A 16,825-nucleotide genomic window follows, 5' to 3' on the forward strand; every position below is an offset into this window, starting at 1 on the left:
GATGGCCTCCGTCACACTCGACAAAGTCCGCAAAGACTATGGAGCCGTGCGCGTCCTGCACGCGGTCGATCTCGAAATCGCCGACGGCGAGTTCGTGGTCCTGGTCGGCCCGTCCGGCTGCGGGAAATCGACCCTGCTGCGCATAATCGCCGGGCTGGAGGAGGTCTCCGACGGCGAGATCCATATTGGCGAGCGCCTGGTTAACGACATCGCGCCAAAGGACCGCGACATCGCCATGGTGTTTCAGTCATACGCGCTCTATCCGCATATGGACGTGTCGAAGAACATGGGCTTCAGCCTGATGTTGAGGAAGGCCGGCAAGCCAGCTATCGAAGCAAGGGTGGACGCCGCCGCCAAGCGGCTCGGGCTCGATGCCCTTCTGCAACGCCTGCCGCGGCAACTGTCCGGCGGCCAGCGCCAGCGCGTCGCCATGGGGCGGGCCATCGTGCGCGACCCGAAGGTTTTTCTCTTCGACGAGCCGCTTTCGAACCTCGACGCCAAGCTGCGCGTCCACATGCGTGCCGAGATAAAGGCGCTGCACCAGCAATTGAAGACCACTTCGGTCTATGTCACCCATGACCAGACCGAAGCGATGACAATGGCCGACCGTATCGTCGTCATGCATGACGGCCTAGTCCAGCAGGTCGGCGCGCCGCTCGATCTGTACGACCGGCCGGTCAACATGTTCGTCGCCGGGTTCATCGGCTCGCCCGGCATGAATTTTCTGCCTGCCGTGGTTGAAAAGGGCGCCGGGCCGGATGCCATCCTGGCCGACGGCCAGAAGCTGAGGCTGCCCGACGGCCTGCCGCTCAGGGATGGCGATGCGATCACCGTAGGCTTGCGGCCCGACCATATCCGGCTCGCCGACAATGGCGCGCTGAAAGGCGAGGTGGGCGTGGTGGAGCCGCTCGGCTTGTCGACCCAGTTCTATACCAGGCTTGCCGGCCAGCAGGTCTGCGTGTTTGCCATGGGCCGGGCCAGCGTGAAACCGGGTGAAGGCGTGCGCCTGTCGGCTGATCCGGCGTCGCTGCATCTGTTCGATCCGGCAAGCGGCGATCGCATCGACTAGAGCGGTTCCGGTTCTCGTGGAACCGGTAACTCGCTCTAATTATCTGGTTTGCCGCATTTATGCGGACGCCAAATGATTCCATTTGGCTGCAAAATGCTCTAGTCCTGAATTCCCGAAACGAAAAACGCCGCCCGGAAGGCGGCGTTTCAGTACTGCGAGAGAAACCCGATTACTTGATCTTGGTTTCTTTGAATTCGACGTGCTTCTTGGCGACCGGGTCGTATTTGCGGAACGACAGCTTGTCCGTCTTGGTGCGGCTGTTCTTGCTGGTCACGTAGAAGAAACCGGTGTCGGCGGTCGACAGAAGCTTGATCTTGATGTTTGCGGCTTTGGCCATGATGTTCGTCCGTTAATGTTCGTGGAGTTTTGGCCGCTGGAGCACGGGAAACACCCGGACGCGGGAAACTTGCCGCGACACATAAAGAACGCGCCCGGAAAGTCAACCCTTGTCCAGGTTCATGCGTCTTCCGTGACTGGCAACACCTTCTTCCAATCGCCCGTCGTGTTCCACCAGCGGTTCGGGTTGGCGCGGTCGTCCAGACCCTTGGAGCGGCTGGCAAGCAGCGGCTGAATGCGGATCACCGGCTCCTGATAGCTGTGAACCTGGTAAATCGCTTCGACGACGCGAGCGGCGAGCTTCTGATCATCTGGCAGTTCGAACGACACCTCGACAGTCCCAGGCCGCCTGCGCAATTCCGTCTCGGCGCCGGCGGCGGCACCTTCAAGCGGCCGGTAGCGTTCGATGCCCTCCGCCGACTGAAAGGCATTGCTGTCATATTTGCCCATTCTGAGCGGCGCGATCGCGACCACCGCTTCCATGATGCGATCGACATCAGCTGCCGGTGCCTGAAAGGTCACCAGCAGCAGCAATTCCATCCGCAGCGATTTCGTTTCAAAGCCACTATCGATCATCCGAGGTCTCCCTGCTTATGCACTTGGGGGAGCATATACTCGAGCCCTCCTGACACGGTTGTGTCAGTAGTTGGTCAGCAGTGGGAGCGATGTCGGAAGCTGGACCGACTCAGAGGATTTTGCGGAGCAGCCTGGTGCCGACCAGCACGATATAGCACGCGAAGAACAGGCCGAGCGCCCAACCGAAGCCCGACGGCCCGAAAGCGTCCATGCCGATGCCGATTGCCTGCGGGCCAAGCACCATGCCGACGCCGTAGCAGAGCACGAAAGCGGCGTTGGCGGAGGCCAATTCATGGCCGGAAAGCTGCGAGCCGAGATGCGCCAGGCCGATTGTGTACATGGCAGCGACCACACCGCCCCAGACGAACAGAAGCGCTGCCATCAAATGCCAGTTCTGCGCGAAGAACGGCATGAAGATTGTGCCGGCAAGCCCGACGGTGGCACAGGCCATCAGCAGATAGCGGCGGTCGCTGACGCGGTCGCTGATCATGCCGATCGGGATCTGCAGCAGCACGTTGCCGAGGCCGATCATGGTGAGCAAAAGGGCTGCGTCCGCCTCTGAGTAGCCGATGCGGCTACCATAGACGGGGAACAGCGCAAAGCCGCCGGTCTCGACCGCGCCGAATACCAGCACGGCGGCGGTCGCCGTCGGCACCAGCCAGATATAACGCAGGAAATTGCTGGTTTCGCCGTCCGAGACGATCGTCGGGCTCTCGTTGCGTGCCGCCAGCACCGGTATGGCAGCCAGCGTAACCAGCGCGATGGTGACGCCGAAAGGGAGGAAACCGCTGCTGCCAAGGTGGGCGAACAGCCAAGGCCCGGCAGCAAAGCCGAGAGACAGCACGGTGGCATAGATGCCGAGGACCAGTCCGCGCCGGTGTGGCGGCGCCGAGGTGCTGATCCAGAATTCCGAGAGGATGAACAGCACCGTCAGCGCGATATGCAGCAGGACCCGCAGCGGAAACCACATCCAGAAAGCTGGCGCGAAATGGAAACCGACAAAGGCCAGCGCTCCGGCCGCAATCATGGCAAGCATTGTCCAGGCGACCCCGAACCGCATGGCAAGCGGAGTGGCGAGCGGCGCGCCGGCGATCGAGGCGAGGCCGGCGACCGCGGTGTTGAGGCCGATCATCGACGCGGAGTGGCCGCGTGTTTCAAGGATCACGCTGAGCAGCGGCATGCCGAGCCCGATGGCAATGCCGACGACGCTGATCGACGAGATCGCCGCGACCATCGGCAGCCAGTGTACGCGTTCCTTGCCCTGCGGCTGGATGTCGACTGTCATGGAATGCCTGGCTGCTCTAGAGAATTTCGCGGACGAAGCGATTGCGGACAAGCCGGTAGAACGGCACGCGACCGCCGGGGCTCAGCAGCGGATCCTGGGCGAGGCGGATTTCCAGTCCCTCCAGGACCGTGCGCGTGATGTCTGGGATATCTGCTTGCCTGGCCTTGGCCAGCGGCAGCCAAACGACGTCCTCCAATTCGTTGGTCGGACCGCCATCCGGCAGTTCCACGGCGACATCGTCGCGCCATGCGGCGAGAAATCGCGTATCGAACCGGCGCACCCGGTTGGGCGGGGTGATGGCGCGTGCGACGAAGCGCAGCGCTTGCAGTGATGGGATGACGCCGTGCTCGACAAAGCCCTGCCAGTCGCGCTTGGCGGTTGCGAAGACCCCTTTTTGGCCGATCAGCAGGCCGGCCTCCTCATAGGTTTCGCGGATTGCCGACAGGGCAATGGCGCGGGCGCGGGCCGGGCTGGTGCGGCCGATGCCAGCGGTCAATCTCGCTTCTTCGTCGGGATGAAGTGCGGTGGCTGTCGGGATGTGGCTGTCGGCCGGATCGGTGCGGCCGCCCGGAAACACGAATTTTCCCGGCATGAAGGCATGACGGGCGTGGCGGCGGCCCATCAGCACCAGGATCTCGTCGCCCTTGCCGTCGAGCAGGATCAGCGTCGCGGCGTCGCGCGGGCGTATAGGCTTGGCGTCGAGCGCGACCCGCTCAACCTTGTCGACTTCCGCCTTGGTCACAACGTCCATGCGCTCGACCTAGCGGAATCTTCTCCGATGCGAAAGTGGCGTCCAGCCATGCCGATTGCGCCAGCCTCGGTTTCAAGCCTCGGGATGCGACTCGATCAGATCTTCGTCACCGCCAAAGCCGTGCATATAAAACGCCCATTGCAAGCCGATGACAGCGCCCTTGACTGGCTGCAGCAGGACGACGGCGAGAATGATGGTCAATGGCACCCAGATGGCGATGTGCTGCCAGGTCGACAGCGTCGAGGTCGCCTCCACACCCATGAAAGCGCCAAGCACGATGTGGCCGACAATGACCACCACAAGATAGGCCGGCAGGTCGTCGGCGCGATGGTGGTGGAGCTCCTCGCCGCAACGACCGCATTTGTCGACGGTCTTGACGAAGGCGCGAAACAGCTTGCCCTCGCCGCAATGCGGGCAGCGGCCGAGCATGCCGCGCTTCATTGCCGTCCATAGTGGCCGGGCGGTCCGGCCCGAGTGATGTTCGCCACCGAAAACCCGTTTTTCCACCTGCAGTTCTGTTGGCATTACCGTCTCCTGCCGCGCGAACCTGGGCGCGATTGCGACGCCCGGGCGCGGCCTTTGGCCTTGTGGAACGACCGTTTGGAGCCGGGCAGCGGCTTTGGCTCGGTCAGCATCTCGAAACGCATCGCGCCGGCCATCGGCGCCACCTCGATCAGGCGAACCTCGACGCGATCAGCAAGCTGGTAGCCCTTGCCGGTGCGTTCTCCGAAAAGCGATCGAGCAGTTTCGTCGTATATATAGTAGTCGCCGCCCAGGGTTGAAACCGGAATGAAGCCATCCGCGCCATACTGCGGCAATTGGACAAACAGGCCCGATTTGGTGACGCCCGAGATACGGGCGTCGAAACGGTCGTCGATGCGCTCGGCGAGATGGGCGGCGATCAACCGGTCGACCGTGTCGCGCTCGGCGGCCATTGCACGCCGCTCGGTCGCCGAAATCAGCGCCGAGACCTCTTCCAGCCGTTCCGCCTCGTCCTGCGTCAGGCCGCCCGGACCAAGGCCGAGTGCGGCAATCAGCCCGCGATGCACGATCAGGTCGGCATAGCGGCGGATCGGCGAGGTGAAATGCGCATAGCGCTTAAGATTGAGGCCGAAATGGCCGATATTGGCAGGCGAATATTCGGCCTGGCTTTGCGAGCGCAGCACCACTTCGTTGACCAGTCCCTCATTGTCGGCGCCGCGCACACGAGCGAGGATGCCGTTGAACTGGTTCGGCCGCATCTGCGCGCCGCGCGCCAACGACAGGCCGAGCGTCTGCAGGAATTCACGCAGCGATTCCTGCTTGGCAAGCGAAGGCGCATCGTGGATGCGGTAGACCAGCGCCTGCCGCTTCGCCTCGAGTGTCTCGGCGGCGGCGACATTGGCCTGGATCATGAACTCTTCGATCAGCTTGTGCGCGTCGAGCCGCTCCGGCACGACGACCTTGTCGACGGTGCCGTCCTGCTTGAGTAGGATCTTGCGCTCGGGCAGATCGAGTTCAAGCGGCTGGCGCGTGTCGCGGCCGCGCTTCAGGATCCCGTAGGCGTCCCATAGCGGCTTCAGCACCGCATCGAGGATCGGGCCAGTCGTGTCGTCCGGTGCGCCGTCGATCGCCGCTTGCGCCTGCTGATAGGCGAGTTTCGCCGCCGACTTCATCATGACGCGATGGAACGAGTGTCTGAGTTTGTGGCCATCGGCCGAGAAAGTCATCCGCACCGCTATCGCCGGACGATCCTGGCCCTCGCGCAGTGAACAGAGGTCGTTCGAGATGCGCTCCGGCAGCATCGGCATGACGCGGTCGGGGAAATAGACAGAATTGCCGCGCTTCAGCGCTTCGCGATCGAGCGCCGTGCCATAGCGCACGTATGCAGCGACATCGGCAATGGCGACGGTGACAACCACGCCGCCGGCGTTCTTCTCGTCGGTGTCGGGCATGGCGAACACCGCGTCATCATGATCCTTGGCGTCGGCCGGATCGATGGTGAGCAGCGGCAGCTCGCGCCAATCCTCGCGGCCGGCAAGCGTGGCAGGCTTGACCGCCTCCGCCTCGGCGATGACGTCGGCGGGAAAAATGTGCGGAATGTCGTGTGCGTGAATGGCGATCATCGAGACCGCCTTTTCGCTGGTCAGCGAGCCCAACACCGCCAGAACCTTGGCTCTCGGCAGCCCGTAGCGGGAGGCCCGCGCCGGCTCGACCTCGACCAGGTCGCCGTTCTTGGCGCCGTTCTGGAATTCCTTGTCGACGACCAGCTCCGGCTGGCGCCTTTCCACCGGCTCGATGCGGAACGTGCCGTCCTTCAGCACGCGAAAAACGCCGAGAACCGCATCGGTGCGCTTCTCGAATATCTTCATAACCCGGCCGGTATAGGCGGGGCCTGCCGGGTCGTCGGTCGGAAAGGTCTTGGCCAGCACGCGGTCGCCGATACCAGGCGTCGGCCCATTGCCGCGCGACACGCGGATCGCTATGACCGGCGGTTCGCCATTGCCGATCGCTTCGGTCGGGTGCGCCAGCAGCACACCGTCGGCGTCACGGCCGAAGATGTCGAGCACCGCGACGTGGGGCAGGGCGCCGACACGGGCGAGCCGCTTGCGCTCCTTGGTCAGCAGGCCTTCGTCCTGCAGGTCGCGCAAGACGTCCTTCAGCCAGATACGGTCTTCGCCGCGTAGCGCAAACGCCTTTGCGATGTCGCGTTTTCCCGCGCGGTCCGGATTTTCGGCGATGTAACGCAGTATCTCGTCGCGTGACGGCCGGTAATTGTCCCTGACCTTGGCGCGGGTATCGGCGGTGCGCAGATCGCCGTGGCTTCTTCCGGAGACTTTGCGCGCCAACCCGTCCTATCCCTTTTTCCTGGCCGCCGGTTTTTTGGCTGCAGCTGGTTTCTTGGCAGGCGCGGCCGCTTTGCGGAAGGGCTTCCTGGCGCCATTGCCGCCCTTGGCTTCCTTTTCCGCAATGAGCGCCACGGCATCGTCGATCGTCACCGATTGCGGGTCCTTGCCCTTCGGCAGCGTCGCATTGACCTTGCCGAAATTCACATAAGGGCCGTATTTGCCGTCGCGCACGACGATCTTGCCGCCGCCGGAAGGATGCTCGCCAAGTTCCTTGAGCGCAGCGGCTGTGCCGCCATTGCGGCCGCCTTTGCCCTTCAATTGCTTCTCGGCGATCACCGAGACGGCGCGATTGAGGCCGATCGAGAACACGTCCTCGATGCTGTCGAGATTGGCGTAGGTGCCGTCATGCAGCACGAACGGCCCGTAGCGCCCCAGCCCTGCCGAAATCATCTTGCCGGATTCCGGATGCTTGCCGACGTCGCGCGGCAGCGACAACAAGGCGAGCGCCTTTTCATGATCGATCGAATCGGCAGTCCAGCCCTTGGGCAGGCTGGAGCGCTTGGCATCCTTACCGTCGCCGCGCTGGACATAGGGGCCGAACCGGCCATTGCGCAGCGTGATCTCCTCGGCGGTATAGGGGTCCTTGCCGAGCAATTTGGTGCCGTCTTCGCCACCGCCGTTCTCGCCATTGGGATTGGCGGCGTCGCCAAGCTGGCGGGTAAAGGAGCATTCGGGATAGTTCGAACAGCCGACGAAGGCGCCGAACTTGCCGAGCTTCAACGACAGGTTGCCGGTGCCGCATTTCGGACAGATGCGCGGGTTCGAACCGTCTTCGCGCGCGGGAAACACCAGCGGCGCCAGTTCCTCGTTCAACGCATCGAGGACGTCGGTGACCCGCAGCTCCTTGATGTCGGCGACGGCGCCGGAAAAATCCTTCCAGAAGTCGCGCAGCACGTCCTTCCAGGCGAGCTTGCCGTCGGAGATTTCATCGAGTTTCTCCTCGAGCGATGCGGTGAAATCGTACTCGACATAACGCTCGAAGAAGCTTTCGAGGAAGGCTGACAATAGCCGGCCCTTGGCCTGTGGCACCAGCTTGCGCCTGTCGATGGCGACGTAATCGCGATCCTCGAGCGTCTTCAGGATCGCCGTATAGGTCGACGGCCGGCCGATGCCCAGCTCTTCCAGCTTCTTGATCAGCGAAGCTTCCGAATAACGCGGCGGCGGCTCGGTGGTGTGCTGGGTGGCGTTGATCGCCTCGCGTGTGAGCTGCTCGCCGGCACGGATCTCGGGCAGGCGGCGGCTTTCCTCGTCTTCCGAATCTTCTTCCTTTTGCTCGATGTAGGCAGCAAGGAAGCCGTCGAAGCGAACAACGGAGCCGACAGCACGAAGCTCGGCGGTACGCGAACCGTTGATGGCCTCGATCTCGACCGTGGTGCGCTCTATCTCGGCCGGCTGCATCTGGCTGGCGATGGCGCGTTTCCAGATCATCTCGTAAAGCCGCGCCTGGTCGGCGTCGAGATACTGCCTGACGGAAGCCGGCGTGCGCATGAAATCGGTCGGACGGATCGCTTCGTGCGCCTCCTGGGCATTCTTGGCCTTGGCGGAATAGTAGCGCGCCTTTTCAGGCAGGTATTTGGCACCGAATTCCTTGGTGATCGCATCGCGTGCGGCAGAGATCGCCTCCGGTGCCATCTGCACGCCGTCGGTCCGCATATAGGTGATCAGGCCGGTGGTCTCACCGCCGATCTCCATGCCCTCATAGAGCCGCTGCGCCACCTGCATGGTGCGGTTGGCCGAAAAGCCGAGACCCGACGAGGCTGCCTGCTGCAGCGTCGAGGTGGTGAAGGGCGGCCCGGGATTGCGCTTGGTCGGCTTGGCTTCGACCGACGCCGCCTTGAAGCTGGCGCCTTCGAGCATCGCCTTGATGTCGTCGGCCTGCGCCTTGTTGGAAATGTCGAGCTTTTGCAGCTTCTTGCGCTCGAAGGTGGTCAGCCGCGCCTCGAAATTTTCCTTGCGCGGCGTGCCAAGAATGGCGGCGACCTGCCAGTATTCCTCGCGGACGAAGCGCTCGATCTCGGATTCGCGGTCGCAGACCAGACGCAGCGCCACCGACTGGACACGGCCGGCGGACCGGGCGCCGGGCAGCTTGCGCCACAGCACGGGCGACAGCGTGAAGCCGACCAGATAGTCGAGCGCACGGCGGGCGAGATAGGCATCGACCAGCGGCGCATCGATCTGGCGCGGATTGGCCATCGCCTCCAGCACCGACGCCTTGGTAATGGCGTTGAAGACGACGCGGCTGACCGGCTTGTCCTTCAACGCGCGCTTTTGCTTCAGCACTTCCAGGACATGCCAGGAGATCGCTTCGCCCTCGCGGTCCGGATCGGTGGCGAGGATCAGCCCGTCGGCGTCCTTGACCGCCTTGGCGATATCGGCGAGACGCTTTCCAGACGCGGTGTCGACGGCCCAGGACATGGCAAAGTCCTCATCCGGACGCACCGAGCCATCCTTGGCCGGCAGATCGCGGACATGGCCGAACGAAGCCAGAACCTTGTAGTTCTTGCCGAGGTACTTGTTGATTGTCTTCGCCTTGGCCGGCGATTCGACGACGACGACGTCCATACGGTCTCATATCAGTTGTGATGCGGCAGAAGAATTCCGCTGCGCGCGACGAAATCTCGTTCAATGTGTCGCTCACATGGCCGCGCTTTTGCATCCGGTCAAGGCCAAGCAGTCAAAATGCGGCCCTGCACCGAATGCGCAACCCAACGGCGCGCCATGCGATTTCCGCAATCCTGGACAAGGGAAATGAGCAGCCTATCGCTGGACAAACCCGGCAATTGATCCTGGAGAACGGGACAAACTCTCCCGCGGATATAAGAGAAACATCGAGCACGCGCCAGCCCCGCTTGAACAGATGCTGTGAAGCGCGCAATCGGTAGCCCGGCATTTGCCCGGATAGTTGCAAGGAATTGGCGTGCTGAAAAGTCGGCCGCCGGGGCGGTTGGGTCAAGCTCCCAGCGACCAGCCGTGTTACCGCCTGTTACAGCGGATCAGAAGCTCAAGGCTTAGTCGGCCTTGGCGATATGCCAGACGCCGCCGACGCCCTCGCCGGTGACGTCGCCGGCCTTCTTGTCCTTGATGAACGTGTAGAGCGGCTTGCCTTCGTAGGCCCACATCCTGGTGCCGTCGGTGCGGTCGACGATCGTCCATTCGCCCTCGGCCTTGGCGTTGGCGTCAGCCTTCAGCGGCGGCCAATTGGCGGCGCATTTGTCGTAACAGTTCGACTTGCCGGCCTCGTCCTTGTCGTAGGTGTAGAGCGTCATGCCGCTGGCGTCGGTGTAGATCTTGGTGCCGCCGACCTCCGCTTCCTTCCACGCCTCGGCGGCTAAGGATCCGGCAGTGCCGAGCAAAAGCGCCGCCATGCCAATTGCGATCGTTTTCATGGACTTCTCCCTGAATGTTCGAAAAGCGCGCGGAACCGCGACTTCTTCTGATCAACGCTGCCCGGCTGCCCTTTCTTCCCGCGCTGTTCTCCATTGATCCAGGCGACGGCGTCGACTTGCTACCCAATCTGATGGGGGCCACGCGATGGTGATTGGCGGACGGACGTTGTCGCGGCTATATGGCTGCGCAGTCATCTGGAGATGGAAATGGCGTTGGACGTCGGCTATGTCAGTGCGATCGGGGCGGGAGCAATTTCGTTCCTGTCCCCCTGCGTGCTGCCACTGGTGCCGCCTTACCTGTGCTATATGGCCGGCGTGTCCGTCGACGATTTCCGCGGCGAAGCCGGCATTACGGCAAAGGCCGGTGTGCGAGGCGCGCTGGTTAATTCCTCCATCGCCTTCGTGCTCGGCTTCTCGACCGTCTTCGTCGCGCTTGGCGCTGGCGCCTCGACCATCGGCCATTTGTTACGGGTCTGGCAGGAGCCGCTGGCAATGGTGGCCGGTGTGCTGATCATCCTGATGGGGCTGAATTTCCTCGGCGTACTGCGTATCCCTTTGCTTTCACGCGAGGCGCGCTTCCAGTCGCAAGGCAAGCCGGCCAGCTTGATCGCCGCTTACGTCATGGGCTTGGCCTTCGCCTTTGGCTGGACACCCTGTATCGGCCCGGTGCTGGGGCCGATCCTGACGCTTGCCGGCGGCCGCGAGACGGTGGGCGAGGGCGCGTTGCTGCTTGCCGCCTACTCGCTCGGCCTCGGTATTCCGTTCCTGATCGCTGCGCTGTTTTCCGGCGCCTTCATGCGCTTTCTCTCGAAATTCCGCCTCCATCTCGGCCGCGTCGAAAAAGCCATCGGCGCGCTGCTGGTGGTCGCCGGCGTGTTTTTCCTGACCGGCGGCGTGCAGACGATGTCATATTGGCTGCTCGAGAATTTTCCGGTGCTGGGGCAATTGGGCTAGGTTTGTAGCCCGACGTGGTCTGTTCAGCCTTCGAAATAGCCCGGCTGGTCGATATCAGCGATCAGCCCAGGTCCGCTCGGCTGCCACCCCAGCAGCGCGCGAGTCCGTTCGCTCGAGGTCGGGACATCCATCGCCGCGAACATCGCGAACCAGCCAAAATGATCGGCGGCTTCTTCCGCAGACTTGGCGAGGACCGGCACGTTCAGGCGCCGGCCGATCACGCCGGCGATGTCCTTGAACGGCACGCCTTCTTCGGCGATCGCGTGATATCGCCCGCCACCGGCTCCATGCTCGAGCGCAAGCCGGTAGACGCGGGCGGCATCGAACCGATGCACGGCAGGCCAGCGATTGAGCCCTTCGCCGATATAGGCCGACACGCCCTTCCTACGAGCGAGGTCGATGAGAATAGGAACAAAGGCGTGGTCGCCCTGGCCATGGACCGACGGAGGAAGGCGGACAACCGATGCGCGCACCCCGCGTGCCGCCAGCGCGGCGGCTGTCGCTTCGGAGGCGCGGGGATAGGAAGCGGACGAGGGGACAGGCGCATCTTGCTCCGTCGCGATACGGGCCCGCGCCTGGAGCGCGGTCCCCGAGGTGACGAGCAGGAGGCGCTCGGAGCCTTCGAGCGCTCCGCCCATCACCTCGATGGCACGCCGGTCCATCTCGCAGTTTTGCGCGAACTTCGAGAAGTCATGGTTGAACCCGGTGTGGATAACCGCATCGGCGGCTGCCGCGCCCCTGCGCAGGCTCTCCACGTCTTCGAGGTCGCCTCGATGCACCTCGGCTCCAGTGGCGGCGAGCGACTTGGCCGATGCCTCCGAGCGGGCGAGGCCGAGCACCTGATGGCCGGCGCCGATGAGTTCTTGAACGACGGCAGAACCGACGAATCCGGTCGCTCCGGTAACGAAAACACGCATCACGACTTGTCCTTGTTCGTTTCTGACCACGACCATTTTCGCGGCCCGGTGACGTCGTGATAGGCGCTTGAGAAAATACGATCTATGCGGTAAAGTCCGAATTATCTTCGCAATCGTCCGGAATGACACGTGGATCCTCTTTCAGATGTGCTCTCGCTGCTGAAGCCGCGAAACTATATGTCGGCCGGCTTCGATGCAGGTGGTGAATGGTCGATCCAGTTCCCCGACCAGCAGCAAAGCATTAAGACCGGAGCGGTGGTCTCCGGCCGGTGCTGGCTGTCAGTAGAGGGCGTTGCCGACGCAGTGCGCCTTGAGACGGGGGACTGCTTCCTGTTGCCGAGTGGGCGGCCTTTCCGCCTTGCAAGCGACATGAGTTTGTCGCCTGTTGAAGCCGTCAAGATTTTTCCGCCTGCGCGAGCCGGCGGTGTTGTGACCCACAATGGCGGCGGTGATTTCTTTCTGGTCAGCAGCCGCTTCGCGCTTGGCGGCAATCATGCCGGCATCCTGTTGCGGATGCTGCCAGCCATTGTGCATATCCGCAAAGAGTCGGACAAGTCGGCCCTGCGCTGGTCGGTGGAGCGGATGATGCAGGAGCTGCGCGAGCCACAACCGGGCGGCTTTCTGGTGATCCAGCACCTTGCTCACATGATGCTGGTTCAGGCGTTGCGGCTGCATCTTTCAGAAGGATTGAAAGGTGGCGTCGGCTGGCTCTTTGCCCTCTCGGACAAACAGATGGGCGCGGCGATCAGCGCCATGCATGAGAATCCGGCGCATGGCTGGACGTTACAGGAACTGGCGGAACGGGCCGGCATGTCGCGATCGACCTTTGCGCTCAGATTCAAGGAGACGGTCGGCGCGTCGCCGATGGACTATTTGACGCGCTGGCGAATGCTGCTGGCCGGGGATCGGCTGACGAATTCCAGCGATCCCGTCGCCGTCATCGCGCTGTCGCTCGGCTACGAATCCGAAAGCGCCTTCAGCACTGCTTTCAAGCGGGTCATGAACTGTTCGCCACGGCAATACGGCCGTGGCCGAGCCCCCAGCTTCGCATCACGCAACGAGGCGGAAGCCGCCTGAGCCGATCGGCCTGAGCGTGCCGCGGGTTGGAGGTTCCACCGTCTCACCGGAATTTAACCGCATTGGTGCAGCATGGCGCCGGTGCTACTAACGCTCCGATTCCAGATCCCTTTCAACGGTTGCTGTCCCCATGAGCCAGAGATCCTGCCTGTCCATCATCCTCGCTGCCGGCGAAGGCACGCGCATGAAGAGTGCCGTGCCGAAAGTGCTGCACACAATCGCCGGCCTGCCAATGGTTGCCCATGTCGTCAAGGCGGCCGAAGCCGCCGGCAGCGGCGATGTGGCGCTGGTGATCGGCCATGGCGCCGATGACATGCGCAAGGCCGCACTCAAGTTTGCGCCCAAGGCCGAAGCTTTCGTCCAGGAGAAACGTCTTGGCACCGCGCACGCCGTGCTTGCCGCGCGCGCAGCAATATCAAAGGGGTATGACGACATCCTGGTGATGTTTGGCGACACGCCGTTGATCGATCCAGAAGCGCTCGCGGCGGCGCGGCTGAAGCTGGCCGAAGGTACGGCCGTCGTCGTGGTCGGCTTCCGTACGGAAAATCCTTCGGGCTACGGCCGGCTTATCGAAAAGGCCGGCAAGCTCGTGGCCATCCGCGAGGAGAAGGACTGCTCGGACGAGGAGAAGAAAATCACCTTCTGCAATGGCGGGCTGATGGCGGTCGCCGGCAGGCACGCGCTGAAGCTGCTCGATCAAGTCGGCAGCAAGAACGCCAAGGGTGAGTATTATCTCACCGACATCGTCGAGATCGCCGCTGCGCAGGGACTTGATGTCGTAGCCACCGAAGCCAGTTTCGAGAATGCGCTCGGCATCAACAACCGTGCCGAGCTTGCCCAGGCGGAAGGTATCTGGCAGGCGCGTCGACGGCAGGAAGCGATGCTTTCCGGGGTGACACTGGTTGCGCCCGAAACCGTGTTCTTCTCGCACGACACCGAGATCGGCGCCGACACGATTGTCGAGCCCAATGTTTGGTTCGGCCCAGGCGTGAAAATCGCGACGGGCGCCAAGATCCATGCCTTCAGCCATATCGAAGGCGCCACTATCGCGTCGAATTGCGATGTCGGGCCGTTCGCGCGGCTGCGGCCCGGGGCCGATCTGAGAAACAAAGCCAAGGTCGGCAATTTCTGCGAGGTGAAGCAGGCGATCGTCGAGGAGGGCGCCAAGGTCAACCATCTGACCTATATCGGCGATGCCCGCATCGGCGCAGGCGCCAATATTGGCGCCGGCACCATCACGTGCAATTATGACGGTTATTCGAAATTCTTCACCGATATCGGCGAGGGTGCCTTCATCGGCTCGAACTCCTCGCTGGTGGCACCGGTGTCGATCGGCAAGGACGGCTACATCGCCTCAGGCAGCGTCATCACCGAAAGCGTACCCGACGATGCGCTGGCCTTCGGTCGCGCCCGTCAGCGGACTCTACCCGGCAAGGGCAAGGAGTTGCGCGAACGGTTTGCTTCGGCCGCGGCGGCCCGCAAAAAAGGGTAGGCGCGACGAGCGGGATCATGTCTTTGACTGATTTCTGGAGCCGTTGGGCCGAGATAGGATACAGAAGCGGAGAAACTGAGCAATTGCAGTAACCGGATTGCAAGTGCGCCCTGTCATGGTGCATCTGTGCAGGATAGTCCGGCTGATACCGGACGAAATGGAATGTGATTTTTCGCGACAGCCCGGCAGTCTCTAAATGGCGCCGGGTTTGAGGTCGGAATCGGGGGCAGGCGCGATGTGCGGTATCGTTGGAATTGTCGGTAACTCGCCGGTCGCGCCGCTTATCGTCGATGCGTTGAAAAGGCTCGAATATCGCGGCTATGACTCGGCCGGCGTCGCCACGATCGAGCACGGCAGGCTTGACCGCCGCCGCGCCGAGGGCAAGCTGGTCAATCTCGAGCGCCGGCTGAAGGACGAACCGCTCGACGGCATGATCGGCATCGGCCACACGCGCTGGGCCACGCATGGCGTTCCGAACGAGAGCAATGCGCATCCGCATTTTTCCGACGGCGTCGCAATCGTCCATAACGGCATAATCGAGAATTTCGCCGAATTGCGCGACGAGCTGATGCGCGACGGCTACAGCTTCGCCTCACAGACCGATACCGAAGTCGTCGCGCATCTGGTGGCGCGCGAACTGGCCAGGGGGCTGAAGCCGGTCGAGGCGGCGCATAAGGCGCTGAAGCGGCTAGAAGGCGCCTTTGCGCTCGCCATCATGTTCAAGGGCGACGAGGATTTGATCGTCGGCGCGCGCAATGGCCCGCCGCTCGCCGTCGGTCACGGCGACGGCCAGATGTTCCTTGGCTCCGACGCCATCGCGCTTGCCCCGTTCACCAATTCGATCACCTATCTGGAAGACGGCGACTGGGCGGTAGTGCGCCGCAACGAGGTCGATATTTTCGACATGGGCGGCAACAAGGTCGACCGCAAACGCCAACAGTCGCTGAGCACGAGCTTCATGGTCGACAAAGGCAACCGCCGCCATTTCATGGAAAAGGAAATCCATGAGCAGCCGGAAGTGATCTCGCACACGCTGGCGCATTATGTCGATTTCGTCGGTGGCGCCTCGAAGCCGCTCGCTCTGCCGTTCGATTTCGCCAAGATCGACCGGCTGGCGATTTCGGCCTGCGGCACCGCCTATCTCGCCGGGCTGATCAGCAAATACTGGTTCGAGCGCTATGCGCGGCTGCCGGTCGACATCGATGTCGCTTCGGAGTTCCGCTACCGCGAGATGCCGCTGTCGAAGAACGATGCCGCTTTCTTCATCTCGCAATCGGGTGAGACCGCCGACACGCTGGCATCGCTGCGCTACTGCCGCAAGGCTGGCATGAAGATCGGCGCGGTCGTCAATGTGCGCGAATCGACCATGGCGCGCGAATCCGACGTCATCCTGCCGACATTGGCCGGCCCGGAGATCGGCGTTGCCTCGACCAAGGCGTTCACCTGCCAACTTTCCGTGCTGGCCTCGCTGGCGGTGCGGGCCGGCGTGGCGCGCGGAACGATTTCGCATGAGCACGAGAAAACGCTGATACGCGAGCTGTCGGAAGCGCCGCGTTATGCGAACCAGGTGCTAAAGCTCGACGGGCAGATCGAAAAGATCGCGCGCGACCTCTCGCACTACAAGAATGTGCTTTATCTCGGCCGGGACACCAATTTTCCGCTGGCCATGGAAGGTGCGCTGAAGCTCAAGGAGATCTCCTATATCCATGCCGAAGGCTATGCTGCCGGCGAGCTGAAACACGGCCCGATCGCGCTGATCGACGAGAACATGCCCGTCATCGTCATCGCCCCGCATGACCGCATCTTCGAAAAGACCGTGTCGAACATGCAGGAGGTGGCCGCGCGCGGCGGCAAGATCATCCTGATCACTGACGGCAAGGGCGCGGCGCACGCTACGGTGAAGACGATGGAGACGATCGTTTTGCCGGACGTGCCGGAAATCATCTCGCCGATCATCTACGCGCTGCCGATCCAGATGCTCGCCTACTTCACCGCCGTGTTCATGGGTACGGACGTCGACCAGCCTCGCAACCTGGCGAAATCGGTAACGGTGGAATAGGTCTCGTTTAAAAACTTCGCCATTCCAAAGCGCCT

15 protein-coding genes are annotated in these 16,825 nt (G+C 62.8%); 6 read left to right on the plus strand and 9 right to left on the minus strand.

Annotated elements, in window-relative coordinates; genetic code table 11:
* The first annotated feature begins 1 nt into the window (after window position 1).
* Window positions 2-1,069 carry an ABC transporter ATP-binding protein gene (locus NKI63_RS27690; protein ID WP_352823970.1) on the plus strand — a complete coding sequence of 356 codons (1,068 nt, stop codon included), beginning with the start codon at window positions 2-4 and terminating at the stop codon, window positions 1,067-1,069.
* Window positions 1,070-1,238: 169 nt separating this feature from the next.
* On the opposite strand, the gene rpmG is transcribed toward NKI63_RS27690, so the two are convergent.
* The 8 genes from rpmG to NKI63_RS27730 form a co-directional block, all read right to left on the minus strand.
* Window positions 1,239-1,406 carry a 50S ribosomal protein L33 gene (rpmG, locus tag NKI63_RS27695; protein WP_006201775.1) on the minus strand — a complete coding sequence of 56 codons (168 nt, stop codon included), beginning with the start codon at window positions 1,404-1,406 and terminating at the stop codon, window positions 1,239-1,241.
* Between the two features lie 119 nt (window positions 1,407-1,525).
* On the minus strand, window positions 1,526-1,981 hold the full coding sequence (locus NKI63_RS27700; RefSeq protein WP_352706598.1) for a YqfO family protein: 456 nt from the start codon (window positions 1,979-1,981) through the stop codon (window positions 1,526-1,528).
* Window positions 1,982-2,090: 109 nt separating this feature from the next.
* Window positions 2,091-3,266, minus strand: coding sequence for an MFS transporter (locus NKI63_RS27705; protein ID WP_254820145.1), 1,176 nt, complete (start codon window positions 3,264-3,266; stop codon window positions 2,091-2,093).
* 16 nt (window positions 3,267-3,282) lie between these two features.
* On the minus strand, window positions 3,283-4,017 hold the full coding sequence (locus tag NKI63_RS27710) for an NUDIX hydrolase (protein WP_352706600.1): 735 nt from the start codon (window positions 4,015-4,017) through the stop codon (window positions 3,283-3,285).
* A 72-nt stretch (window positions 4,018-4,089) separates the two neighbouring features.
* Complete coding sequence (locus NKI63_RS27715) at window positions 4,090-4,542, minus strand: DUF983 domain-containing protein (RefSeq protein WP_352823971.1); 453 nt, start codon at window positions 4,540-4,542, stop codon at window positions 4,090-4,092.
* Window positions 4,542-6,845, minus strand: a complete 2,304-nt coding sequence (rnr, locus tag NKI63_RS27720) for a ribonuclease R (protein WP_502900519.1) — start codon at window positions 6,843-6,845, stop codon at window positions 4,542-4,544. The genes NKI63_RS27715 and rnr overlap by 1 nt, the downstream gene beginning before the upstream one ends.
* Window positions 6,846-6,851: 6 nt before the next feature.
* Window positions 6,852-9,467 (minus strand): type I DNA topoisomerase, encoded by a 2,616-nt coding sequence (gene topA, locus NKI63_RS27725; protein ID WP_352823972.1) that lies wholly within the window; start codon window positions 9,465-9,467, stop codon window positions 6,852-6,854.
* A gap of 446 nt (window positions 9,468-9,913) precedes the next feature.
* On the minus strand, window positions 9,914-10,291 hold the full coding sequence (locus NKI63_RS27730; RefSeq protein WP_352508822.1) for a COG4315 family predicted lipoprotein: 378 nt from the start codon (window positions 10,289-10,291) through the stop codon (window positions 9,914-9,916).
* 14 nt (window positions 10,292-10,305) lie between these two features.
* Between NKI63_RS27730 and NKI63_RS27735 the strand changes: the two genes are divergently transcribed.
* Complete coding sequence (locus tag NKI63_RS27735; protein ID WP_352508821.1) at window positions 10,306-10,443, plus strand: hypothetical protein; 138 nt, start codon at window positions 10,306-10,308, stop codon at window positions 10,441-10,443.
* A 55-nt stretch (window positions 10,444-10,498) separates the two neighbouring features.
* On the plus strand, window positions 10,499-11,245 hold the full coding sequence (locus tag NKI63_RS27740; protein ID WP_352508820.1) for a cytochrome c biogenesis CcdA family protein: 747 nt from the start codon (window positions 10,499-10,501) through the stop codon (window positions 11,243-11,245).
* Window positions 11,246-11,268: 23 nt separating this feature from the next.
* On the opposite strand, the gene NKI63_RS27745 is transcribed toward NKI63_RS27740, so the two are convergent.
* Complete coding sequence (locus tag NKI63_RS27745) at window positions 11,269-12,162, minus strand: SDR family oxidoreductase (protein WP_352691096.1); 894 nt, start codon at window positions 12,160-12,162, stop codon at window positions 11,269-11,271.
* A gap of 129 nt (window positions 12,163-12,291) precedes the next feature.
* On the opposite strand from NKI63_RS27745, the gene NKI63_RS27750 reads away from it, so the two are divergent.
* The 3 genes from NKI63_RS27750 (at window position 12,292) to glmS (ending at window position 16,790) form a co-directional block, all read left to right on the plus strand.
* A complete protein-coding gene (locus NKI63_RS27750) occupies window positions 12,292-13,239 on the plus strand; it encodes an AraC family transcriptional regulator (protein ID WP_352508818.1) in 948 nt (315 codons plus the stop codon).
* Window positions 13,240-13,369: 130 nt separating this feature from the next.
* Window positions 13,370-14,731, plus strand: a complete 1,362-nt coding sequence (glmU, locus tag NKI63_RS27755) for a bifunctional UDP-N-acetylglucosamine diphosphorylase/glucosamine-1-phosphate N-acetyltransferase GlmU (protein ID WP_352691099.1) — start codon at window positions 13,370-13,372, stop codon at window positions 14,729-14,731.
* 235 nt (window positions 14,732-14,966) lie between these two features.
* The gene (glmS, locus tag NKI63_RS27760; protein ID WP_254820154.1) at window positions 14,967-16,790 is read left to right on the plus strand and encodes a glutamine--fructose-6-phosphate transaminase (isomerizing); all 1,824 of its coding nucleotides are present in this window, start codon (window positions 14,967-14,969) and stop codon (window positions 16,788-16,790) included.
* Window positions 16,791-16,825: the final 35 nt, after the last annotated feature.

This window comes from Mesorhizobium sp. M0410, assembly GCF_040321435.1.
Taxonomy (GTDB): domain Bacteria; phylum Pseudomonadota; class Alphaproteobacteria; order Rhizobiales; family Rhizobiaceae; genus Mesorhizobium.